Raw genomic sequence first — 23,543 nt, 5'->3', positions numbered from 1 at the left:
ATGCATCCTTTTTTAGAAAAAGCGCAACAATTAAAACAGCAACTAAATTGGTCGTTGATTTTTGGTGTGAGCTTTTTTCTAGTCGTGATTTTCGCATTAGTAAAAATCACCACGGGCGTCTCAGATTGGTTGGTAGAAAACAAAGACGCACAAATAAAGCATTTATCAGTACTTGGACAGCCCCAATATACTGATGAGAAAGCAATTATTGGTGCAATAAAAAAAGCCGACTTATCGAGTTTTTTTGAATTAGACGTAAAACATGTGCAACGCTTAGTACAAAGCTTGCCGTGGGTGGCAACGGCATCGGTCAGAAAGCAATGGCCAGATACCCTGCAAGTATATGTTGTTGAACATCAAGCTGTAGCTCATTGGAACAGTGATATGCTGTTAAACCAAGCAGGCGAAGTGTTCCAAGCAAGTAGTGATAAATTACCCACAAGCTTGCCACAATTATACGGCCCTGAAGGCAGTGAGATTGAGGCGTGGACAGCATTTAGTCAATTTCAAGAAATGCTCAAAGTGAATAACTTAGAGCTGACTAGTTTAGCGCTTTCTGAGCGCTTTTCGTGGCAGTTATGGCTTGATAACGGCATTCGCCTGAACTTAGGCCGCAAAGAAAAAGCAAAGCGTGTACAGCGTTTTATTGACGTGTATCCGCGCATGGAACAACGTGCAGATGCACAAATCGATGTTGTTGATTTACGGTATGATACCGGTCTTGCAGTGAGCTGGAAGCCAGTGCAAGAAGAACAATTAGAAAATAAGAGTAAGGCATGACCAAGTCAGCAGAAAGAAACCTAGTGATTGGATTAGACGTTGGCACATCGAAAGTTGTGGCCACCGTTGGTGAAATCACCGCAGATAACAAACTAAGCATTGTGGGTGTTGGCAGCCAAGTATCGCATGGTATGGATAAAGGCGGCGTTAACGACCTTAACCTTGTTTCTGAATCGATTCGTCGAGCTATAGATGAAGCTGAGCTAATGGCTGATTGCCGTATTAGCTCTGTTTATTTAGGGATTTCTGGAAAACATATCCAGTGCCAAAATGAAAGCGGTGTAGTGGCAATTAACAACACGGAAGTGACAGACGAAGATATTGAAAATGTCATCCACATTGCGCGTTCAGTGCCTATTTCGGCAGAACGAAAAATGCTCCATGCATTGCCACAAGAGTACAGCATCGATATGCAAGAAGGGATTAAAAACCCACTTGGCATGAGCGGTGTACGTATGGAAGCTCGCGCGCACATTATTACTTGCTCAAACGATATGGCAAAGAATATCGAGAAATGTGTTGAGCGTTGTGGCCTTGAAGTCGATCAGTTGATCTTCACGGCACTGGCATCATGTTACTCAGTACTTACAGATGACGAAAAAGAACTGGGTGTAGCCGTGTTAGATATTGGTGGCGGTACCATGGATATCACCATTTATATTAATGGTGCGCTTCGCCACTCAGCCGTTATTCCTGTAGCCGGTAACCAAGTGACTGGTGATATTGCAAAAATATTTAGAACGCCTATATCACATGCCGAGTCACTCAAAGTACAATATGCGTGTGCGAGTAGCCAGATGGCAAGCAACGAAGACACTATTGAAGTACCGAGTGTGGGTGGCCGACCAGCGCGTATTATGTCGCGCCATACCTTAGCTGAGGTTGTTGAGCCACGTTTTAGAGAATTATTCGAGTTGGCGATGGAAGAAATCCGCCGCTCAGGTTTTGAAGACCAAATTGCTGCAGGTCTCGTCATTACTGGCGGAACAGCAAAAATGACGGGTGCAATGGAAGTGGCAGAAGACATTTTCCAAATGCCGGTCAGAATTGGCAAACCAATCGGGATTGTTGGTTTGACAGATTATGTAGATGATCCTTCGTACGCAACCGCGGTTGGTTTGTTACAATACGGCCGTACAATGCAATCGATGAATGCACAAAAGTCGAAAGCAGAAGGTGATAATAATTGGTGGAACCGTATTACTAAATGGTTCCAAGGTGAGTTTTAAGACTCAAGTCGGAGAGTAAACATGTTTGATATGATGGAACAGCACAGCGAAGAAGCTGTCATTAAAGTAATTGGCGTGGGCGGTGGCGGCGGTAACGCTGTTGAGCACATGGTAAAACAACAAATTGAAGGTGTACGTTTCATTGCTGCGAATACGGATGCACAAGCATTACGTAATTCATCTGCTGATGTAACAGTGCAGCTAGGTACACAAATCACCTCTGGTCTAGGTGCAGGTGCTAACCCTGAAGTGGGTCGTAACTCTGCTGAAGAAGACGCTGAGACTATCCGTGCCAGCTTAGAAGGTGCTGACATGGTATTTATCGCAGCTGGTATGGGCGGTGGTACGGGTACAGGTGCTGCGCCAGTGGTTGCTAAAATTGCTAAAGAGTTAGGCATTTTAACGGTTGCTGTAGTAACGCGCCCGTTTGACTTTGAAGGTAAAAAGCGTGCTGCAGCTGCTGAACAAGGCATTAATGAATTGTCAGAAACTGTAGACTCACTTATTACAATTCCGAACAATAAATTGCTTAAAGTTTTAGGCAAAGGCACTACACTATTAGATGCCTTCGCAAAAGCGAATGACGTGTTATTTGGTGCGGTACAAGGTATTGCAGAACTAATCACACGTTCTGGTCTAATCAACGTGGATTTCGCCGACGTACGTACAGTTATGTCAGCGATGGGTACTGCGATGATGGGCACAGCATCTGCGTCTGGCCCTGACCGTGCGCAAGAAGCTGCAGAAGCGGCTATCTCAAGCCCGCTACTTGAAGATGTCGATTTAACAGGTGCTAAAGGTATCCTAGTTAATATCACGGCAGGTATGGATATCGCGATTGAAGAATTTGAAATTGTTGGTAACCACGTTAAAGCACTTGCGTCAGAAAACGCAACAGTGGTTGTGGGTGCGGTAATTGACCCTGAAATGAGCGACGAGTTACGTGTAACGGTTGTTGCAACAGGTTTAGGCGGCGATCGTCGTCCACAGTTTGGTATTGTTGATAATGGCTTTAAGAAAGCATCAGGTTCTGATGTACAAAGCTCAATGAACCAAACAACTAGCAGCATGTATGTACCAAGCTTTGCAAGTCAAGGCAGCGGTGATGATGTAAGCATGTCATCTGCGTCTGAAAAGCAAGAGCCAGTACAGCAAAGTACAACGAGCAGCTCAGTATCTAGCAGCACTGAGAGCAGCAAAAAGTCTGATAAATCAGAGGGTGGCGATTACTTCGACATTCCAGCTTTCCTAAGAAAGCAAGCTGACTAAGACAGTTTTTGTTGGTAATTTTGTTCGATAAATAAACAAATTGGCAGTTGAATGTATTTATGATACAATTCGCCGTCTAACTGTAACTATAAGTGAGCGAACCTATGATTAAACAGCGTACGATTGCAGAAGTAGTCAAAGCCATAGGAATTGGACTTCATAAAGGTGAGAAGGTCACTATTACTCTCCGACCTGCGAGCGCAAATACTGGGATAGTATTTCGTCGCGTAGACCTTGATCCGGTTGTTGATTTTGAAACAACACCAGAAGCCGTTGGTGATACGCAACTGTGTACCTGTTTAACAAACAAAGATGGTGTTCGTTTATCAACGACTGAGCACCTTATTGCGGCGGTAGCGGCAATGGGTATTGATAATCTAATTGTTGAATTAGACAGCTCAGAAGTACCAATCATGGATGGTAGTGCATTACCATTCATCTATTTGTTACAAAAAGGCGGCATTAAAGAAGTAAATGCAGCTAAGCGCTTTATTCGTATTAAAGAAAAAGTACGTATTGAAGAAGGCGATAAATGGGCTGAGATCGAACCATACGATGGTTTCCACATTGATTTTGAAATTGCGTTTGATCACCCAGCAATCAATGAAAGCCGCCAACGTATCGGTTTAGATATCACGGCACAAAGCTTCACTGAAGAAATCAGCCGCGCACGTACTTTCGGCTTTATGAAAGATATCGAGTATATGCACGCTAACAACCTAGCATTAGGTGGTAGCATGGATAACGCAGTTGTATTGGATGAGTTTAAAGTACTAAATCCAAACGGCTTACGTTATAGCGATGAGTTTGTTAAACACAAGATCTTAGACTGTGTGGGCGATATGTTTATGACTGGCCACAACATTCTAGGTAAAATCACGGCTTATAAATCAGGCCATGATTTAAACAATAAACTACTTCGTAAAATTATGGCGACTGAGTCAGCATGGGAATGGGCAACTTTCGATACCCCAGTGACTATGCCAGCACCAGGCTTAGAAGTAGCGACAGCTTAATCGCAAGCATATTACAGTTATAAAAAATGACGCTTTAAGCGTCATTTTTTTTGCCAAACTATTATCAAGAATTATAAGCCTAGAATAGCTTCAAGCTCGACCAACTGATTGATTTGATAAGTTGGTTTAATATCTTCAGGTAGCTCAACTCCTGGGTGTTGTAACCAACACGTGTCGATACCCACATTGTGACCACCTAAAATATCACTGGCAGCTGTATCGCCTACCATTAAAATCTGCTCTTTTGGTGGATTGCCCATTAATTGAAATGTATGTTGAAAAATCTCTGGGGCAGGTTTTGCTTTACCGACTAACTCTGAAATAACCAGCCAATCGAACATATCCTGTAAACCGGTGTGCTCTAGGCGTTTTTGTTGTAACTTAGCAAACCCATTGGTAATAATGCCTAGCTTGGCGTGTGGTTTTAACTTTGTAAGCAAGTCAACTGCACCAGGTAATGGCACACAAATAGAGGCCATAGCATCCAAGAAGCCATCGTTAAGCTCTTTTGCTGGTACATCGAGTTTATTTGCCCACTCGGTAAAGCGAGTTATCTGTAGTTTACTGGCGGTAATTTCGTGCTTTTGATATGCAACCCACAGCGGCTTATTGGTTGCTTGGTAATGATGATAATCTGACTCAGTAAATTCTACGCCGTAATGTGCAAACATCACTTTTAAACCTTCAAATGCATTAAAGCTAAAAAGCGTTTCATCGGCATCGAATAATACGTGGCTATACTTCATGGTTATCCTAATTACTGGTTGAATAGGGTAGGGTGTGAAAATGGCGCCATGGCCAATGTCAGCGCTTGTGCATAAGTACTTTCGCGCGTGGCAAGATGATTGGTTAATAAGCCAATAGCACCACCTTGTTGTTTGATATTAACTGTATTGAATGCCTCATCCATGACATCACCTAGTTCTTTACCAGCTAGCAAGGCATCGTAAAAAGGTTGCGGTAACGGTAGGTTGCTACTGCGACCCACGCTAAATTGCTGCTTGTTTGCAATCACTACAAAGGCAAAGGTTGCAGCGCCATAACTAAATTGTTCTGCGCCACCTTCCATTGCTGCATAAAAGTCGGCATCAAAGTGATCTTGGCAATACTTAACACGGTTCTCAGCGCCGATACGAGTTTCATCTTCACCTAGTGGCTGATCAGGTACGCCAGATGGCGCATCTTCACCTTTGCACTCAATGATATGATTTGGGAAATAAAGACTAAAGACATGTTTAGCCGCGTTAATTTTAACGGGGTTCTTTGAACCAACAATAACACGTAAAGTTTGTTTCAAGCCGACGACTCCATTGTTTTCACCAGAGTCAGCAGTGTACCCGAGTGAGTTAAATCGGCAAGTCAACCGGGGCTAAATTTTCAAGAGCACGTTTTTTCAAAATAATATCTTTGATCAACGGCGTTAGCACAAGCTCCATTGCTAAGCCCATTTTGCCTCCAGGTACCACAAGCGTATTGATACGAGACATAAAGCTGCCTTCAATCATGCTCAAATAGTACGGAAAATCGACGTCATCTATGCCACGAAAGCGAATAACAACAAAGCTTTCGTCTAAAGAAGGAATATCTTTTGCGCTGAACGGGTTTGAGGTATCAACGGTAGGCACTCGCTGGAAGTTGATATGAGTACGTGAAAACTGCGGGGTAATGTGGTTAATGTAGTCATCCATTGAACGCACAATAGAGCCCATTACCGCTTCTCGCGAATGGCCTCGTTCAGAGGTGTCGCGAATGAGTTTTTGGATCCACTCAAGGTTGATAATTGGCACCATGCCAATCAATAAATCGACATGCTTAGCAACATCATGATTCTCATCGACAGCACCACCATGAAGACCTTCATAGAATAAGATATCAGTATTTGATTCTAAATCTTGCCAAGGGGTAAAAGTTCCTGGAAGTTGGTTATAAGGCACCGCTTCGTCGAAAGTATGTAAGTAACGTCTGATTTTACCTTGGCCGGTTTCGCCATACTGGTAAAAAAGCTCTTCAAGGGCACCAAAATCATTAGCTTCTCGGCCAAAGTAGCTAATGTGCTTACCTTCTTGTTGTGCTTCACGGATTTTTTTATCCATTTCAGGGCGAGTATAACGATGAAAGCTATCGCCTTCGATGAAGGCTGCATCAATGCTTAAGCTTCTAAAAATGTGCTTAATTGCATTGGTGGTTGTGGTAGTTCCCGCCCCAGATGAACCGGTAATAGCGATGATAGGGTGTTTAGCTGACATAATTATTCTCGTTATTGTTGATACCAGTCGGCTTAAAAATTTAACCATTCTAGTGTGTTAAATGGTCAGTGGCATAACTCGATTGGTATTATCGTGCATAAAATCAATCAGTAGAAACCGATAAAAAACGAACACGTCCTAGTTATAAAGGTCGAGCATGGTAAGGTCAAGTGACTGGCGGATTAATTAACGCTATCATGGGCTGATAAAAATTAAAACGAGAGAACAACATGAAATTGATTTCGTCTTTACTTTTCGTCGCAGCAGGGACATTGTTTACCAGTCACGCACATGCAGCGATGCCTAAAAGCGAAATATTACTTGCCGACTTAGACACCCCATATGGTATGCAGGTGTCGCGAGTAACCGATGATAAAACTTATAATAATCAACCATTTTTAGTTGATACTGGGCTTTACTACACCCATGAAGTTGTTGGCGAAAATGGCCAGTCACAAACCGATATTGCGTTTTATGACTTTGCATCTAAGAGCAGTGTGAATATCACCAACACTCCTGTCAGTGAATACTCGCCAACGCTAATGCCAAATCAGCAAGCCTTGTCGGCAATCGTGGTCGAAGCAGATGGTAAGCAAAAGTTATGGCAGTATCCATTAGCAGAAGAGCCTGCCGCGAGCCGAATTTTTGAATGGATTGAGCCTGTTGGCTACCATGCGTGGGGCGCTGATGAAGACCTGATCATGTTTATCTTAGGTGAGCCGCATACATTGCAATACACTCGTGTTGCTGCGGCTAAACCGCGTGTCATTGCTGATGATATTGGCCGAACTTTAATTTTTGATAAACACACAAACAGTTATTTATTTAGTTATAACAAAAACAACCAACATTGGGTTGCACGCTTTGCGCCGCAAACTGAGGAAGTGAGTGATTTATTTAGATTACCTGAGTCGGTGCAAGACTTTGCTTTAATTGATAAAGACACTGTGGCTTATGCGGTTAATAACCGAGTTCATAAGCGCAGTTTGACTGAGCCTGAAGTGGTATCACAGTGGCTTGATTTAAGACGCTTTTGTGAAGGCTCAATCTCGCGTTTAAATTACAAACAGAGCAAACTGGCATTTGTATGTAATAAGTGAAATGACCCGTTTTCCAACTCGCATTTATAAAAGTGCACAGCCCATTCATTATGGTATTGCATTTAAAGTCACCTCACCTGAAGCGGCTGAGCAATTTATAACTAAATTAACTGCTATTTTAGCGCAATAAAAAAGGGCCACATTGTGGCCCTTTTCGTATTTGCTTTAATTAGCGCTTAAGGAAGCTATTCACTGAGTTTAATTCACGGTTTTTCAGTGCAATACAATCATTGATGCTTTCTTCAAGCTTACTAAGAGAGCGTGCATAACCTGGTACTTCAGTGATTTTATCGTTGAAGAAGGTTTTGGTTTTCTCTAGGCTTTTCGCATCGCAGCTTGCCGTTGTGAAGAATGGTAAATTTGGTACAAAGAACGGTGGTAAGTTCTTAGTGATGGCATCGTAATTGTTGTAAATCCACTCAATAAACAGTGCTTCACGCTCTTTACCATAGCCTAAACCACCTAATAACGTACGCATATCAGAGGCTGTTACGTTATCTGTTAAGCTGTATTCTAGAACCGCTTTTTGTAACTCAGGTTTACCAAAGTACCCCATCGCTGCCAGCATCTTAGTACGCACTTGTGGATCTTTGGTGGTTTTAAAGGTTTGTTTGTACTTTTCAAGTAACTTTGCATCGCCATGGTAAGCCGCAAGGTTTAAGTAAGTTGAGGCTAAATATGGGTCAACATTTTCAGGGTTGTTTAAGTACAGTGCCGCTTGTGCTTTTGCAGTATCAATGACTTTTTGGTCTTGACCATCAAAACCTAAACGGGCAATAACTTGCGCACGCAATTGCGATACCGCCGCGTCTTCACCTGTTTTTGCTGTTAAACCATATTGCTTAGCAGCAGGTGCAATGCTGTTACGGATAAACTTAGGCCATAGGTCACGGTTACTATCGTCTTCGAATACGCGCTTTTGAGAAGCAAGGTAACCCAATGCTGTGTTTGCTACTAATGGGTGAGCATCACTCACAAAGGCTTCTAAAGTTTGCATTAAGTGAGCCGCAGAGATAACACCTGCATCAAGTAATGAATCAACCGCAGAAAGTAGCGCTAAGCGCTCACGTACCGTTAGCTTGTCAGCAGCGTTCTCTAACAGGGCATTAAACTGTGCATCATTTAATACCCAGCGGTAATAACCCATGGCACCTTGATCTGGGTAGATCCACTCAGGTTCAAAGTCGAGAGTTAGTTGCTGTGTTTCTTTATTCAGCAGAACACTTGCGGTTTTAACTTTGTCGCCCGCACCATACTTAATTGCAACCGGAACATTCCAAAGTTGTGCAGGTGCATCAACGCCAGCATTTACAAAGCGGCTTTGGCTGATATTAATTTTCTTGCCGTCTTGCGTTACTTTAATAAGCGGGAAAGATGATTGTTCGATAAACGATTTAAGAACGCTTGCTACATCTTTATTAGACGCTTCGCCTAGTGCTTGCCATAGATCAGCAGCTTCTGCATTCTTGTAAGAGAATTTCTTCAAGTAAGTACGAATACCTTGCTGGAATGCCTCTTCGCCAATCCAGTTTTCAACCATAGATAAAACCGCGCTACCTTTACTGTATGCAAGGCCAAGGCCATCCATGATGTCAGCTTCAGTTTTGATTGGTTTACGAATAGGTTTAGTACTTAAACGCGCATCCAGTGCCATCACATGGTTTTGTGGTAAGTCTAAGTGCGACTCAAATTCTGGGTTGATTTGTGCAGTGATTTTCGCTGCCATCCAACTTGCGAATGCTTCGTTTAACCATAAATCATTCCACCACTTCATAGTCACTAGGTTACCGTACCACTGGTGAGCTAACTCATGGGCAATGATTGATACATTACGCTCTTTTTTGCTGCGAGTTGCTGTTGCTAGGTCTACTAGTAAAATGTCTTCACGGTAAGTCACTAGGCCTGCGTTTTCCATTGCGCCAAATGGAAACTCTGGCACTGCCACTGAGTCTAGCTTTTTGTATACGTAAGGAATGCCAAAATAATCTTCTAGGGCTTTTAACACACGCGGCATATTTTCTTTTGCGTAATCAGCAAGGTGAATTTTACCTTGTGGAGTCAATACGCGGCCAGGGATTGGCATGCCTTTAATTTCAAGCTCTTCAAACGGGCCAACAGCCATAGCGACTAAGTAAGAAGGAATCGGTGGTGTTTTGTCAAAAAAGTGCGTTGTCATATCGCCATCAACTTTGGTTTTTAAAACCGGTGTATTGGCATACACTTTTTGTGATGTTGGCGCTGTGATAGTTAGCTGAAATGGAATTTTATAACTTGGCTCGTCAAAAACGGGGAATGCACGACGCGCATCGCTCATTTCAAATTGCGTGAAAAGATAAGGGGTGCCTTGATCTAAAGTTTTATATAAACCAACACTTTGGCGGTTATAAGGTGCGGTAAAATCAACTTTTAAAGTGTATTTGCCTGGTTGGATTTTTTCTTCACAAGTGAATTTAACTTTGCCTGTTTTTAGCATTTCAGCACTTAGGTCACAGTTTTCTGCACCTAAAATTTTCGCCATGCTAACCGCATAATCAATACCGTTTAATTCGATATAATTGGTTGCTTTTAGAACCTCTAAAGCAATTTCGGTATGACCAGAAAAATTGTCTTTGGCAGGATCAAGCGTAAGTTCTACTTGTTGTGAGCTGGGCTTGGCAAGCTTTTCGATAACATATTCATTGGCATGGGCAGAGCTAACAGCAAGTGCAACACTCACCGTTAATAGGCTTTTTAAGAACATAAGTATCCCTGATTTTTTGTTGTTAGAAAGGCACCTGCTATGAGGGGCGAATAACTATGCTATCAGGTTTTAATTTGAACAGTAATAAATAGTTAGTAACAAAGTTTGTCAGTTAATTATGGCGGTCAATGAAACGCTGCCAATGCAGTTGCGGGTTTATTTGTCGTATGTTTTGCAGCACGGTATTTAATAATTGTATATCAGCAAAGCGTTGTTCGTTGAAATCTTTAAAACCAAGCAAGTAGTTAAAGGCGTCTTTGCAGTTGGCTTGCAGTGCATGAATTCGCACTTGTTGTTCAAAGTTGAGCCGTAAGCTACTAATTGCGGTTTTCATACCTTGCTGATCAACAGTAGGAATAGCACACTTTTGCAAATAACCAGCGCGTTCACCTTCACCCGAAAACCAAATGCGTACTTTTTCGCTATAGCGACCTGATTTTGCAGGTAAATCAAACATTAGTCGTTGTTGATTTTGACTTGTTAAAAAGTCTAAGTATTGATCAAGTCCAGCATCGAGTAATGCATTATGGATAGGCACATAGCGGGGTTTTATCTTGCCATGTGTATGAAAATCAAAGCAGCGAATGCCATCAAGGGTGACGATGTTATCTAGGGTTAAATGGCCAATTTCATCGCTGTAGGCACCAGTATAATAAGCAAATAAAGGCAGCCAAAAGTGCCAATGCTTAGCTTGTTCACGTGCTAAACGCTGATCACCATAAATGTAACCATTATACAGGGTATGTAATTCCATGGCCGAAAAGGGCCTACGACCAAGATGGGACTTCAACCTGATACCTTGATAATAAAGATGTGTCGAAGAGTATACCTGATAAGTATCAAGTTTCCAGCTTAACGACACTGCCATAAATACGGCCGTGTCGTTATAAGCTTAAGGATTGCTATTAATCGCAAAGAGCTTTAGCTAAACCAACCGGTTCGATTTCAACGCATACTTGATCATCGTTCCAGTTTAAACCAACAAGCGCATCATCTTCGTTAAGGTCTTCAACCCACTCATCAAGAAATTCGTCTAGGCCAATTTCAACAGGGGTATAGTCTTGCCACTCATCTTTACATTGTGCTTTTGCAGCGTCTTCAGTACCCCAAAGTAATAAGACATCAGTGTCGCTAAATTGGTTTGATTCACAGACAACAAAACCACCATCTTCGGCACCCAGTGCCCACATAGATTCGTTCAAACGAACTTTTTCTACAAAGCTAACTAATTCTGATTCAATTTCGATATCGCTCATTTGCGTAACCCTTATCTTTATATTCGTGGATCTGTTTGTTGTACCGCCGCTTTATCGGCGAATTTATGATAAAAATCAACTAAGTTTTCTAGTTGGCTAAAATCAGTTAATTCGCGGAAGCGGATCCAATCTAGCAAGCAGTATAAACTGATGTTGAGGTATTCACAGCTTTTAAATACTGGCTCCGATAAATGAGTATTTAAATAGGCTAATGTTTCAACAATTCGTTCATTCTGTAAATTAAAAAATAGTTTGTCGCTGTTGGTATCAAACCCAGAACGCTGACAAAGTAAAATTTCTACTAATGAATCATTGCAGGCATTGATAATGGTTAAGTAGTTCTCTTGCTGCCAGCTAAGTAATGGCTGATCTGCTTTTTCGAGCAGATAGCGAATAATGGAGTTGGAATCACATAAGGTAAAATCATGGTCGATTAATACAGGAATTTTTCTGGCAGGGTTATGAGCTATCATGGTTTGTCTGTCTTGCTCAGAGAAAATATCCAAATTAATAAAATCAATAGCTAGGTTATTAAGTGCAGCCCAAATCCGAATACGGCGCACAAAAGGTGAGGTGGTCGAGCCTAAAAGTTTCATTTTGAGATCCTTCGCAAAAAAAAGCCGCTATGAAGCGGCTTTTTGAAATCGATTTGTAAATTAGTCAGTACGGCTTGTTACTTCTAGAAGATGATAACCAAACTGGGTCTGCACTGGGCCTTGTACTTGGTTTATTGGTGCAGAGAAAACGACTTTGTCGAACTCTGGAACCATCATGCCAGGGCCAAACTCACCTAATGCACCACCATCTTGACCTGATGGGCAATTAGAATGAGCACGAGCAAGCTCTGCAAAGTCAGCTCCTTGCTCAATTTGCTGCTTTAAATCCAAACAGTGAGCTTCACTGTCTACGAGAATGTGTCTTGCACTGGCTACTGCCATAACATCTCCCTAATGTGTGTTTTAGTATTAAATCACTAGTTTAGTTCAATATTTACCGAACGAAAAATTAAATTTATTTTGCAGTCAGCTCAGCTTCAATTGCATCGCGTAAAGTTTGCGATTGTGGCTTAGTTTTACTATTAAAGCGTTGCACTGTCTTACGATCTGCAGACACTAAATATTTGTAAAAGTTCCAGTTAGGTGAGCTGGTTGCTTCATTTAGGTGTTTGAATATTGGGTTCGCATCGCTACCACGAACGGAACTGGTAGCCAACATATTGAAGGTTACGCCATAATTGATGAAACATACTTTTGCCGTGTCTTTTTCATCGTCTTCTTCTTGAAAAAAGTCATCTGATGGAAAACCTAGCACAACTAAGCCTTGGTCTTTATATTCTTTATGAATGGCTTCTAAACCTTCAAACTGGCCGGTAAAACCACAATTACTAGCGGTATTTACTATTAAGAGTGGTTTATCTTTGAATTCACAAAAATTAATAGACTCTTTTGAACGCAACTTTCTCATTGTGACATTGGTAAAATCATCACATTGGCTGCTTGCTTTAGCAGTTGGCGTAGCCTCTGTGGTTTGTGCTGCAAGGTTCGTTGTTATTAGGCCTGCTGCAAGTAACAAAGCATATTTATACATAGTTATTTCCCGCTAGTTATTTGTGATGAATATACGCTAATATGCAGCAAAGTGATCATTTAATTTCAGCTATTTATGACGATTCGCAAAGCAACACAAAACGATTTAACTGATATAGTCGCGATTTATAACGAGACCATCCCTGGGCGTATGGTTACCGCAGATACCGAAGAGGTGTCGGTGGCAGACAAACAAGCTTGGTTTGATAGCCATACAGAAAAAAGACCTATCTTTGTTTTTGAGCAACAAGGTAAAGTAATTGCTTGGTTAAGTTATAAGTCTTTCTATGGCCGCCCAGCTTACGATGGCACGGTTGAGATTAGTATTTACATCACCCAGCAGGCTCAAGGGCAAGGGCTAGGAAAGCAACTGCTTATATTTTCAGAACAGCATGCAAAAACACTTGATATCAAGGTGTTATTAGCTTTTATATTCAGCCATAACCTACCGAGCATAAAACTGTTTAATCGCTTTGACTACAAGGTTTGGGGAGAGCTTCCAGAAATTGCAATTATGGATGATAAAGCTTATGGCTTGACAATTTTGGGTAAGCACTTGCAACCTTAACCTTCTCAAAAAACTAGTAAAAAAATACGGTGTAAATTATGCGGTAAAAGATTTTTAGACTACGCTAAAAAGGTCAGTTTTTATAGTGAGTCTTATTTACGGTGCGAAAAATATTAATAGTTGATAGTAATAGTGTACTTGCGATGCGTGTAAAAGTTCTACTCGAGCTTATCGGTTGCGAAGTTGAGCTATTACACTTTTCAATGATAGATGATACCGTTCTAAAACAGCAATATGATCTCGTTGCTGCTTCACATGGGGTGCCAACGAGTATCATTGAAGAACTAATGAATGACTTTTCTCAAGAGCATTTCTTATTACTCGCACCGAAAGCACAACGCAGTGACTTACTTGAACATTTTAGTGAAATTAACCGTCTCTTACCTAATGCCGTTGTTATATACCCTTTTTTCGCAAATAAAGAGATAAGCACGCTTCTAGAGGGAGTATTAGAATTAGACAGCGACAATATTCTCAAACTTCCTACTGTATTGCTCGTTGATCATTGTCCCGACCGGTTACAAAAAATAGCGCAAAACTTAAAGGGCGCGCATATCAAAACCATCACTGCTGATAACATGAGCTTTGCAATGGAGTTAATTCATGAGCATGCAATTGATTTATTGATTAGTGATTTTACTTTTGAAGATGGAACAGGGCTTGAATTGTTTATAAAGCTGAAGTCGTTGCAGCCTGAAAGTCGTTGTTTATTGTATACCTCAAAGCCTGATCAAGTTTCCATGGTTGCTGCCATTCGTCAGGGTGTTGAAGATGTTTTGATCAAACCGATTGATGATAATGGTTTATTGCAATCAGTTCATAAACTATGGCAAACAGAGCTTCTCAAACGTCATAATTCAGAACTTGTTGAAAGACTTCAGAGTACCGTTGATGCGCTTATAGAAAAGGACAGTTTATTAAGAGTTATTTTTAAGCATACTCCCGACGCTATTATTTTATTTGAACGATGCGGAAAGGTAATCGAAACTAACGATGCCTGTGAACAATTATTTGATAAACAGCACCATGAATTTGAAAGCTGTTCGGTATTTGATTTTTTTGATGCGCCTTCAATAACACGTATTAAAGAAAAAATTACGACGCTAAGTAAAAACCGCCAATTTAGCTGTGATCTAAGAATGCTTAAAAAAGATGGCAATGATATTCCATTAGTGGGATCGTTTAATGAAATAGATCATCACGGCGAGATTGCGTTAGCGGGGATCTTTAAAAACGTTACACACTTAAAAGAAAAGGAAGATTTGCTACTTGAAGCAAAAGATTTGCTTGAAGAAGAGGTAAAAGCGCGAACAGCTCAACTAGAGCACGCAAAAGATGTGGCTGAAGCTGCAAACTTAAGTAAGTCTGAATTTTTAGCGAATATGTCTCATGAACTCAGAACGCCAATGCATTCAATCTTAAGTTTTGCTCGTTTTGGACTTGATAAAGTTGCCAACAATGATCTGAGTAAAGACAAGTTAAATAAGTATTTATCGCGTATAGAACAAAGTGGTGAGCGCTTATTGTCACTGCTTAATAACTTGCTTGATCTTTCAAAACTGGATGTTGGTAAATTTCCCTTTAATCCACAAAAGCATAACCTTAGCAGTATTATAAAAACCAGTATTGATGATGTCTCAGGGACTGCTCTTGAGAGAAATATTGCTATTCGTTTAATTGGCTTTGAGAAAAGTATTTTGCTCGATTGTGACGAAGAGCAGATAAACCAAATAATGCGCAACTTGCTTGGTAATGCACTTAAATTTAGTGAACCTGCCAGTGAGATAGATATTCAGCTAACTATGAATAATGAAATGGCTGAAATATCAGTAATAGATCGTGGCATAGGAATTCCCGAGTCTGAACTTGAGAAAATTTTTGCGAAGTTTGAGCAAAGTAGTAAAACCAATAGTGGTGCTGGAGGTACAGGACTTGGTTTAGCTATTTGTCGTGAATTTGTAGCCTTACATCAAGGAACGATTACGGCAAGAAATAATGAATATGGAGGTGCAACTATTTTAGTAAAGCTTCCATTGAGGATAGATCTACCTCAACACTTAGCGAATGAAGATAGATCTGTAAAGTTAAATTAATAAAACGGAAGTGTTAGACATGGCCTTAAAGAGAATTTTAGCCGTCGATGATGAACCATTTAACTTAGAAATAATTGAAGAGATTCTTGAAGAGCTCGACTTTGAACTGAAAATGGTCAGTAGCGGTCCAGAGTGTTTGGCAGTAGTTGAAGAGTTTGATCCTCAGGTTATTCTGCTTGATGTGAGTATGCCACAAATGAGTGGTTATGATGTTTGTCGAAAACTAAAAGAGAATCCAAATACCGAGAAAATCATCGTTATGTTTGTTTCAGCAAGAGGAACGGTTGAAGAGCGTATGGAAGGCTATTCAGTCGGAGCTGAGGACTATATAGTTAAACCATTCGGGCATGAAGAATTAAAGCTTAAACTGCAGCACTTACATCAAGTATTGATAGAAAAAGAATCGCTAGAGCAACAAGTTGAAGATGCGACTTCAACAGCATTTAATGCCATGGCGAACAGCAGTGAAATGGGGCAAATAGTCAACTATATCGAGCATATAGGTGCTATTGAAGATGAGCAAGAGCTGGGTAAGGCTCTGCTTAACTGTCTAAGCTCATTTGATTTACAAAGCAATGTTGAGTTTCGCTTAGAGTCTGGCATTGAGCACTTTTCAATTTCGGGCATGTGTTCGCCAATCGTTATTGAGTTATTTGAAATGCTCAAAAATAAAGGCCGACTCCATGAATTTTCGAATCGAATTTTAGTCAATTACGACATGATCAGCTTACTAATCTTAAATATGCCAGATCAAGACCCTGATAAGCATGGCCGAATTCGGGATCATATTTGCTTTTTAGTCAGTGTTACAGAACAGCAGCTTAAAGCGATCATCACAAAAAAAGAATTGCTCAGACAACAGCAACAACTTAATGATGCTGTAGGTAAAGTTCACAGCAAGTTTTCGGGACTCATCGAACTTCTAAATGAAAATCGTGTAAATAACGAGGCTGTATTTAAGCAGCTTCAAGAAGACTTAGAACGACGTATACCAACCATGGGCTTAGATGAGGACCAAGAGGTTTTTATCTATCAAAAGGTCGACGAAACCATTCAAAACTCTGTTGCACGTGAAGAGTCAGTTCAGGGAGTAAAAGCGGCCTTTAAAGAGATTGAAAATGATTTATCGCAATTATTAAAGCAGTAAGTTACAACTTAAGCTATCAAGCATCTCTGGGCAGTCCTTTTTCAACAATGCGAATTAAGCGCGCCGTTTTACGAAGCTTTAACTGGCGCTTATTTTTTTGCTGATCAAGCGCCCATTCAATATGCTCAGCGACCAAAGCTGTAGCGGTTGTTAACCTTTGCTCTAAAGCCTCGATTATTTGCTCGTTGTAATCAGCGTTACCTAATCCGACAGCGAGGTTCCTTAACCAGCGCTCGTGACCAATGCGGCGTATAGGGCTGCCTTCAGTATTTTTTAGAAAGGTTGCCTCATCCCAAGCAAATAAGGTCAGTAAGTCTTGATCTTTAAGTTGTTTTCTTGGATGAAAGTCAGCTTCATCGGTGAGCTGACCATAACGATTCCATGGGCAAACTAATTGGCAGTCATCACAGCCATAAACGCGATTACCCAACAGTGGGCGATACTCTTCAGGAATAGCGCCTTGCAATTCAATGGTAAGGTAAGAGATACATTTGCGGGCATCAACTACATAAGGCTCGACAATCGCACCAGTTGGACACAGTGTCATACAGGCAACGCATTTACCACAGCCCTCAAAGCTATTTTCTTCATCAATAGGCAGGGGGATATCAACAAACAGCTCACCTAAGAAAAACCAAGAGCCCGCTTCTTTATTGATTAGCAAACTGTTTTTACCACGCCAGCCTAAGCCTGCTTTTTCGGCTAGTTGTCTTTCAAGCACTGGGGCTGAATCAACAAAGGGACGAAAGCCGAGTTGGCCTATATGCTGCTCTATTTGTTGGCCTAATTTTTTTAGGCGGTTGCGAATTAATTTATGATAGTCACGACCTAATGCATAGCGACTGATGTACGCTTTATCAGTTTGCTTGAGGTTCTTAGCAAAGCTTGCATCAGGCGGAAGGTAGTTCATTTTTACTGAGATGACTCGTTGCGTGCCAAGTACCAGCTCTGCGGGGCGCGCTCGCTTCATACCATGGGCTGCCATGTATTCCATCTCACCGTGATAGCCTAAATCTAACCAGCGCTGCAGTTGAGCTTCATGTTTCGTTAGGTCAATATCAGTGATCCCGACTTCTGCAAAGCCAAGGTCTTTACCCCATTGCTTTATTTGCAGTGCGAGGTGTTCATAATCGATAGCGGGTGTTGTCACGGTCAATAAAAAAGTAGCCAAGAAGCGGCTACTTTAACATAGTTTGACTCAGAGCAGCAGTTAAAAGCCGATTACACAAAGCGTTTTAATTGCTCTTGGGTTTGTTGGCTCAGTTTGTGTGATTGCTGGCAGTCAGCGAGTGATTCATCAATCTGCTGTTTAGCTTGCTCACCCAGAGCAACTATTTGCTCAACAGTTTGATGAGTGTGGGTTTGGGTTTGCTCAAGTAAATGCACCGCACTAACAATCTGCTGTAGTTGTTGTTGGTTTTGCTCAAATTCGCTAAGCATATTACTAAAGCCTGTAGAGGTATTGCTAATCGCTGTTTCAGCTTCACTCGAGTGGCTAATTAGTTGCTCAGATTCTTTATTGGTTTCGCTAACAAGACTATTCATTTGATTAATAAAATCAGTTATTTGGCGGGTTGCGTCGTTTACTTTAACCGATAGTGATCTAACTTCATCGGCAACCACAGCAAAGCCTCGGCCAGCTTCACCTGCACGTGCCGCTTCAATTGCAGCATTTAGTGCAAGTAAATTGGTTTGGTCAGAAAACTCTTCTACCATTTTTAAAATGGCGCGAATGTTCTCGCTGTTTTCTTTTAGGCCAGACACCGTTGCAGAAAAGTTACCTAAAATTTGGCTAATCATCGCGACCTTTTTAACTAATGCTGATAACTCAGTGGCTGAGTGTTTTACAAAGTTTAAGTGCTCACTATTAACATGGTGCACGCTATCAGTGTTCGCTGAGATATTCTCAAGGCTTGAAGTTATTTGGTTACTCGAATCAGTAATGGTTTGGCTAAACTTGATTTGCTGGTGGCTCATTTCTGCGGTTTGCTGCATTGAATGAGTCATCTTTGAACTACTATCTGCACTGGCTTGTGCACTTTGGTATGTGGTGGCTAATAGATTTGCTAAATGAACTGTAAAGGTATTGTACTGCTCACTTAAATCACGAAATTCATCGTAGGTAAAATGCGGTAACTTGGCAGATAAATCTGCATCATGACGGTTGATTTGCTCAAGTGTATCGCGCATTGCTTGCACTGGGCGCACAATCAAAAAGCGCATGTAGAAAATAGTAAAAATAAAGCTCGCGATGATAACAAAGGTCATTAACCAAAATAGTCCCATACCAGCTTGTTGCTCTGACAGGCTGCTATAAAGCCAGATCAAAGTAATGGCCTGAAACGCAAATACAAAACCTAAATTACCGACAATCTTACGTGTAAGAGTGTAAAAGAAAGTTTGTTCGATAAAATTATAAATGCGCATATAGCTACTCATTAAGGTGTTGTGTTGATTCATTTTGGCGTAATTTTTTATTATTCAATGTCACATAATTCAACAGTATAGCTTAGTTTTGTTGAGTTACAGTGACTGCAGTGTCATTTGTGTATGACACGGAAAATTAGTAAAAATACCATCTACGCCATACTCTAGCATTAATTCGATATCTTCCACTTTATCGACCGTGTAAGCATAAACTTGAAGGCCGCGTTGTTTTGCGTCAGCAACAAACTCATGGTTTATAAAGTTTTTATCTACATGAATGCTATAGGCATGCAGTTTTTGCGCAAACTCGCTGTAATTAATTGGGATAGAAGCGGTAAGTGCACCAATCTTTACCCACGGCAGTTTTTGCTTTAGCCACATCAGTTGGTGGTGATCAAATGAAGAGACTAACAGGTTATCCCGAGATATTTTCCCTGCACTGACATTTGACTCAATAAGCTCTACAAACTTGTCTAACGAAAAAGTATGTTTAAGCTCTAAATTAAGTAAAGTTTTATTACCAACCCAATCGATTGCCTGTTGTAAAGTGGGCACGCATTCGCCATTGCCTGCATCGTATTGTTGAATTTGCTCTTTTGAGCAGGCGTTTACTTTACCGCGACCTGAAGTTGTACGATCAAGCCAAGTGTCGTGAATAATCATGTAATCATCAAGGCAGCTTTGCACATCAATTTCGATGCCATCTACTGCTAAATCAACAGCGGCGATAATGGCGCTTTGAGTATTTTCTGGGTAGGTACCACTGGCACCTCTGTGAGCGAATACTTTCATCATTGCTTATACCTACGAGTCACTGACCATGTTTCATAAAAAGCGGCGCTAATAACTAGTGCGCCACCAATAAGAGTGCTAATTGAAGGTTGCTCATGCAAAATTAAAAAAGCGAAAAACGTACCGTATAAAGGCTGCAAACACGATATTAAACCAGCGGTTGAAGCTGATAAGTTTTTTAGGCTTGCTGCAAACAGTGAATGCGGTGCTGCTGTAAAAATAACCCCTACAGTAATTAATAGCAGCCAATTTATTGTATCAACTTGTAATGGCGGTACCTCGACAAAGGCACACAGCATAATGCAGGCGATCCAAGTTTGGTAAAGCATGGTTTGTGGGCCGCTATATTGGCTAAAGTAACGCTTATGAACGATATTTCGAAACGCAAAAAAGAACGCAGACAAAATACCAATAGCAATACCTAGGGTGACATCATTGCCTAAGCTGGCATCAGGAATAAGTAAATAAATACCAAGCATTACTACTAAGGCGCTAAAAATATCTTTGAGCTGTGGTTTGCTGCCATGAAAAAAAGGCTCTAAAAACACCGTGATAACAGGGTAAGTAAAAAAGGCAATCATACCGACAGCAATACCTGCTAACTGCATACCTGCGAAATAGGTGAGCCAATGTATTCCAACAGTGACGCCAAGTAACAAGGCTATAAGGTAGTCGCGACGCGAGTGAAGCTTAATCGCTTTGTGTTGAATTGTAAGTAAGATCAGTAAGGCACAGCCAGCAATTGCTGTTCGGTAAACGGTAATATCTAATGCACTTAGGCTGACTAGTTTAGCGAATAATGCAGTCCCCCCAAATAGGAGTACTGCAATATGTAAGTATATTAGGCTCTGTTTGTGCGCCTGCATTACAAACCTTGTTATTGTTGTTATTAACTCTCTTTGTAACGGTAATCCTTTACTTTGTAAACTCCCCAAATGGGCTAATCCATTCGTTTAGTTCCAATATTTCCATCCCTGCAAGTAATAGTGCAGCACATTAGGCTCATCAAGCGTCGATACTTTTTCATTGTTAGCGCTAATATCCGGGGTAAAAATGAACAATTGTGCGTCATTTTCTGGGCGGTAAAAGCGGGTTTTAACCGGTAATACTTGTTGGTTACTACACATCAAGTTGCAAGCCATAACAAATCCCCATTCGCCAAAAGAGGGCACATTCAAATGGTAAGGCAAGGTGTGCGCAAAGCCTGCTGCACTGAGCGTATTATTGATAGACCAAAATGCGTGTTTCGCAAAAAATGGGCTGGTGGCCTGGGTCACTACAATACCGTTACTTGGTAATCGTGTTTTTACTATTTGATAAAACTGCTGACTGTAAAGCCGTGCTAAATTGATTGCTTTTGGATCAGGTAAATCAATAAAAATAATATCGAACAGCTGTTCGCTTTGCTCAATAAACACATAAGCATCTTGGTGAATAACAGTCACTTTAGGGTCACTGAGTGAGTGCTTGTTAAGTGTTGTCAGGTTGTGATTAGTTTGCGCAAGCCTAGCTACTGCAGGGTCTAAATCGACTAGAGTAACAGACTCAATTTGCGGGTATTTCAAAAGCTCTCTGGCCGCCAAGCCATCGCCACCACCTAAAATTAGAATACGTTTTGCATTACCATGGCGCACCATAGCGGGATGAATAAGCGCTTCGTGATAGCGATACTCATCAATCGATGAAAATTGCAAGCCACCGTTTAAATAAAGCCGAATATCATCTTTATGACGAGTGAGTACAATTTGCTGATAGGGCGTTTGCTCTGAGTGTACAACACGGTCATCGTAGATTTGGCTTTGCCAAAGATGGGTGAGCTGTTTACTCGCAAATAAACAAAGCACCAATATTAAGCTAACTAAAACAAGCGTGAGCCTAAGCACTTTTCGACGATTTGGGCTGATATGGTCGATAAAGTACCACAGCAATAACAGCGCAATACTTAGATTCATTAAGCCAAAACTTAACGCTGTTTTAAAAACCCCAAGCCAAGGTAAAAATAGAAAAGGAAACAGTAAAGTCGCAAGTAGGGCGCCAAAGTAGTCAATAGATAACACATTGGCGAGGTTTGCTTTTAGCGCATAATGTTTTTCCATTAGGCGACTTAACAGCGGTATTTCTAAGCCAATCAAAATCCCTATTAGCGTGGTGAGTAAAATACTAATTGCTTGCAGTGGTAAGCCATAGGCATACGAAAAGTACAACAAGGGCACACTCAAACCACCGAGTAACGCGAGCGCTAACTCAAAACCAATAAAATAAGCTAGCAATGGTTTATCGGGCACAAAACGCGAAAAATAAGAGCCTATGCCCATTGCCGCCATATAGACGCCAATCGTCAGAGAAAATTGGGTGATGCTATCACCCAAAAAGTAGGCACCCGTTGTTGCGATCAGTAGCTCATAGATAATTGAGCAAAGGCCAGCAACAAAAATACTAAACAGTAAAATGTGGCTTTCGCGAATTGACTTATTTACCACCAGGGCCGCCTCGTGAACGGAAACCTGCACTACCAATACTTTGCTCACGCAATTGTTTATCAACGCTTATCGTGAGGTGGTGATAGGAGTAAACTTGCCAATCTTGCTCTTTGTCACCTTTGCTATATGCCAAGAAGGAAAAGAAGAGCACGGGTGCTAAAAACAGTAACACAATAGGCCAAACTGAGATGCGCGATTCCATTGCTTTTATAGCTTCTGGGTTTAACTTATTAATTGGTTTATAAGTAATATCAGAGCCTTCACGCTCAGCTTCTAAACGATGCAGCATTACAAATAGCGCTACACCGCCGATGAAACCAGAAATCCATAACAGCGGTAGCATGAAATTACTGTTACCTTTGATTGGAATAATACGAAACGTATAACTAAAATGTTCGGCACGCTTATTTGGGCCAAACGTACTACTGACGTAGGCGCTATATTGTCCCTTCTTAGGGAAGTGAACATCGTGATGAGTATAATCACGGTACTCAGTCCATTTACCATCTGAATCGTGTCCGGTTTCGGCCCAAAGTTCATCAGAGTAACTAAATAAATAGTTACCATCAGGGTCAAAAATTTCGATATCAATGGCTTTCCAAGAGTTTAAAGGCAGTCTGCCTTTAATTTCTAAGCGCATCATTTGGCCATCTTCTGGCACTGTAAATAGGTAAGGTTTGTCTTGTCCGTCGTAGTCTTTAAAGTTGCCATATTGGCCACTAATAAGTGGCGCTTGTAGATCTGCACGTATCACTAAGCAAATAACAAATGTGATAGCGGCAATAATACAAAGCTTATAGATGTTCATCCATTA

24 protein-coding genes are annotated in these 23,543 nt (G+C 41.1%); 9 read left to right on the top strand and 15 right to left on the bottom strand.

Annotated elements, in window-relative coordinates; all coding sequences use genetic code 11:
* From AOG27_RS09215 to lpxC, 4 genes are all read left to right on the top strand, one after another.
* Positions 1 to 780, top strand: coding sequence for a cell division protein FtsQ/DivIB (locus tag AOG27_RS09215; protein ID WP_054552727.1), 780 nt, complete (start codon positions 1 to 3; stop codon positions 778 to 780).
* Positions 777 to 2,009, top strand: a complete 1,233-nt coding sequence (gene ftsA / locus AOG27_RS09210) for a cell division protein FtsA (protein WP_054552726.1) — start codon at positions 777 to 779, stop codon at positions 2,007 to 2,009. The genes AOG27_RS09215 and ftsA overlap by 4 nt, the downstream gene beginning before the upstream one ends.
* Positions 2,010 to 2,030: 21 nt before the next feature.
* Complete coding sequence (gene ftsZ / locus AOG27_RS09205) at positions 2,031 to 3,278, top strand: cell division protein FtsZ (protein WP_054552725.1); 1,248 nt, start codon at positions 2,031 to 2,033, stop codon at positions 3,276 to 3,278.
* Between the two features lie 104 nt (positions 3,279 to 3,382).
* On the top strand, positions 3,383 to 4,294 hold the full coding sequence (lpxC, locus tag AOG27_RS09200) for a UDP-3-O-acyl-N-acetylglucosamine deacetylase (RefSeq protein WP_036971181.1): 912 nt from the start codon (positions 3,383 to 3,385) through the stop codon (positions 4,292 to 4,294).
* 71 nt (positions 4,295 to 4,365) lie between these two features.
* Here lpxC and yjjG read toward each other — a convergent pair whose 3' ends face one another.
* Genes yjjG through AOG27_RS09185 form a run of 3 tightly spaced genes read right to left on the bottom strand, consistent with a single transcriptional unit; the run spans position 4,366 to position 6,540 of the window.
* Entirely contained in the window at positions 4,366 to 5,040 is a 675-nt protein-coding gene (gene yjjG / locus AOG27_RS09195) for a pyrimidine 5'-nucleotidase (RefSeq protein WP_054552724.1), read from the bottom strand.
* An 11-nt stretch (positions 5,041 to 5,051) separates the two neighbouring features.
* Positions 5,052 to 5,591, bottom strand: a complete 540-nt coding sequence (yjjX, locus tag AOG27_RS09190) for an inosine/xanthosine triphosphatase (protein ID WP_054552723.1) — start codon at positions 5,589 to 5,591, stop codon at positions 5,052 to 5,054.
* Positions 5,592 to 5,640: 49 nt separating this feature from the next.
* On the bottom strand, positions 5,641 to 6,540 hold the full coding sequence (locus AOG27_RS09185; RefSeq protein WP_054552722.1) for a phosphoribulokinase: 900 nt from the start codon (positions 6,538 to 6,540) through the stop codon (positions 5,641 to 5,643).
* A 230-nt stretch (positions 6,541 to 6,770) separates the two neighbouring features.
* On the opposite strand from AOG27_RS09185, the gene AOG27_RS09180 reads away from it, so the two are divergent.
* Positions 6,771 to 7,640, top strand: a complete 870-nt coding sequence (locus AOG27_RS09180; RefSeq protein ID WP_054552721.1) for a hypothetical protein — start codon at positions 6,771 to 6,773, stop codon at positions 7,638 to 7,640.
* 1 nt (position 7,641) lies between these two features.
* On the top strand, positions 7,642 to 7,770 hold the full coding sequence (locus tag AOG27_RS21865; RefSeq protein WP_268795038.1) for a hypothetical protein: 129 nt from the start codon (positions 7,642 to 7,644) through the stop codon (positions 7,768 to 7,770).
* Between the two features lie 39 nt (positions 7,771 to 7,809).
* On the opposite strand, the gene AOG27_RS09175 is transcribed toward AOG27_RS21865, so the two are convergent.
* From AOG27_RS09175 to AOG27_RS09150, 6 genes are all read right to left on the bottom strand, one after another.
* Positions 7,810 to 10,380 (bottom strand): M1 family metallopeptidase, encoded by a 2,571-nt coding sequence (locus AOG27_RS09175; RefSeq protein ID WP_054552720.1) that lies wholly within the window; start codon positions 10,378 to 10,380, stop codon positions 7,810 to 7,812.
* Positions 10,381 to 10,492: 112 nt separating this feature from the next.
* A complete protein-coding gene (locus AOG27_RS09170) occupies positions 10,493 to 11,170 on the bottom strand; it encodes a hypothetical protein (protein WP_054552719.1) in 678 nt (225 codons plus the stop codon).
* 115 nt (positions 11,171 to 11,285) lie between these two features.
* On the bottom strand, positions 11,286 to 11,636 hold the full coding sequence (locus tag AOG27_RS09165; protein WP_054552718.1) for a DUF2750 domain-containing protein: 351 nt from the start codon (positions 11,634 to 11,636) through the stop codon (positions 11,286 to 11,288).
* 17 nt (positions 11,637 to 11,653) lie between these two features.
* Positions 11,654 to 12,232, bottom strand: coding sequence for a glutathione S-transferase family protein (locus AOG27_RS09160; RefSeq protein WP_054552717.1), 579 nt, complete (start codon positions 12,230 to 12,232; stop codon positions 11,654 to 11,656).
* A gap of 60 nt (positions 12,233 to 12,292) precedes the next feature.
* Positions 12,293 to 12,574, bottom strand: a complete 282-nt coding sequence (locus AOG27_RS09155; RefSeq protein WP_054552716.1) for a peptidylprolyl isomerase — start codon at positions 12,572 to 12,574, stop codon at positions 12,293 to 12,295.
* A 73-nt stretch (positions 12,575 to 12,647) separates the two neighbouring features.
* The gene (locus tag AOG27_RS09150) at positions 12,648 to 13,223 is read right to left on the bottom strand and encodes a glutathione peroxidase (RefSeq protein ID WP_054552715.1); all 576 of its coding nucleotides are present in this window, start codon (positions 13,221 to 13,223) and stop codon (positions 12,648 to 12,650) included.
* 75 nt (positions 13,224 to 13,298) lie between these two features.
* Between AOG27_RS09150 and AOG27_RS09145 the strand changes: the two genes are divergently transcribed.
* The 3 genes from AOG27_RS09145 to AOG27_RS09135 all read left to right on the top strand — a co-directional run bounded on the left by AOG27_RS09145 (position 13,299) and on the right by AOG27_RS09135 (position 17,030).
* Positions 13,299 to 13,790, top strand: coding sequence for a GNAT family N-acetyltransferase (locus tag AOG27_RS09145; RefSeq protein WP_054552714.1), 492 nt, complete (start codon positions 13,299 to 13,301; stop codon positions 13,788 to 13,790).
* A 143-nt stretch (positions 13,791 to 13,933) separates the two neighbouring features.
* Positions 13,934 to 15,883 (top strand): sensor histidine kinase, encoded by a 1,950-nt coding sequence (locus AOG27_RS09140; RefSeq protein ID WP_054552713.1) that lies wholly within the window; start codon positions 13,934 to 13,936, stop codon positions 15,881 to 15,883.
* Between the two features lie 19 nt (positions 15,884 to 15,902).
* Positions 15,903 to 17,030: a response regulator gene (locus AOG27_RS09135; protein ID WP_054552712.1), complete on the top strand. Its 1,128-nt coding sequence runs from the start codon at positions 15,903 to 15,905 to the stop codon at positions 17,028 to 17,030.
* A gap of 16 nt (positions 17,031 to 17,046) precedes the next feature.
* On the opposite strand, the gene queG is transcribed toward AOG27_RS09135, so the two are convergent.
* From queG to AOG27_RS09105, 6 genes are all read right to left on the bottom strand, one after another.
* Positions 17,047 to 18,180 (bottom strand): tRNA epoxyqueuosine(34) reductase QueG, encoded by a 1,134-nt coding sequence (gene queG / locus AOG27_RS09130; protein ID WP_054552886.1) that lies wholly within the window; start codon positions 18,178 to 18,180, stop codon positions 17,047 to 17,049.
* Between the two features lie 71 nt (positions 18,181 to 18,251).
* The gene (locus tag AOG27_RS09125) at positions 18,252 to 19,469 is read right to left on the bottom strand and encodes a methyl-accepting chemotaxis protein (protein WP_054552885.1); all 1,218 of its coding nucleotides are present in this window, start codon (positions 19,467 to 19,469) and stop codon (positions 18,252 to 18,254) included.
* A gap of 84 nt (positions 19,470 to 19,553) precedes the next feature.
* On the bottom strand, positions 19,554 to 20,252 hold the full coding sequence (locus AOG27_RS09120; RefSeq protein WP_054552711.1) for a glycerophosphodiester phosphodiesterase: 699 nt from the start codon (positions 20,250 to 20,252) through the stop codon (positions 19,554 to 19,556).
* Positions 20,249 to 21,115 carry a DMT family transporter gene (locus AOG27_RS09115; protein WP_054552710.1) on the bottom strand — a complete coding sequence of 289 codons (867 nt, stop codon included), beginning with the start codon at positions 21,113 to 21,115 and terminating at the stop codon, positions 20,249 to 20,251. Before AOG27_RS09115 ends, AOG27_RS09120 begins: the two co-directional genes overlap by 4 nt.
* A gap of 87 nt (positions 21,116 to 21,202) precedes the next feature.
* Positions 21,203 to 22,729, bottom strand: a complete 1,527-nt coding sequence (locus AOG27_RS09110) for a polyamine aminopropyltransferase (RefSeq protein WP_235523688.1) — start codon at positions 22,727 to 22,729, stop codon at positions 21,203 to 21,205.
* Positions 22,719 to 23,537: a hypothetical protein gene (locus AOG27_RS09105; protein ID WP_054552708.1), complete on the bottom strand. Its 819-nt coding sequence runs from the start codon at positions 23,535 to 23,537 to the stop codon at positions 22,719 to 22,721. The genes AOG27_RS09110 and AOG27_RS09105 overlap by 11 nt, the downstream gene beginning before the upstream one ends.
* Positions 23,538 to 23,543: the final 6 nt, after the last annotated feature.

The organism is Pseudoalteromonas lipolytica, assembly GCF_001306915.1.
Lineage (GTDB): Bacteria > Pseudomonadota > Gammaproteobacteria > Enterobacterales > Alteromonadaceae > Pseudoalteromonas > Pseudoalteromonas simplex.
Note: the sequence above shows the minus strand (reverse complement) of the source record. Positions and strands in the feature narration are given on the sequence as shown.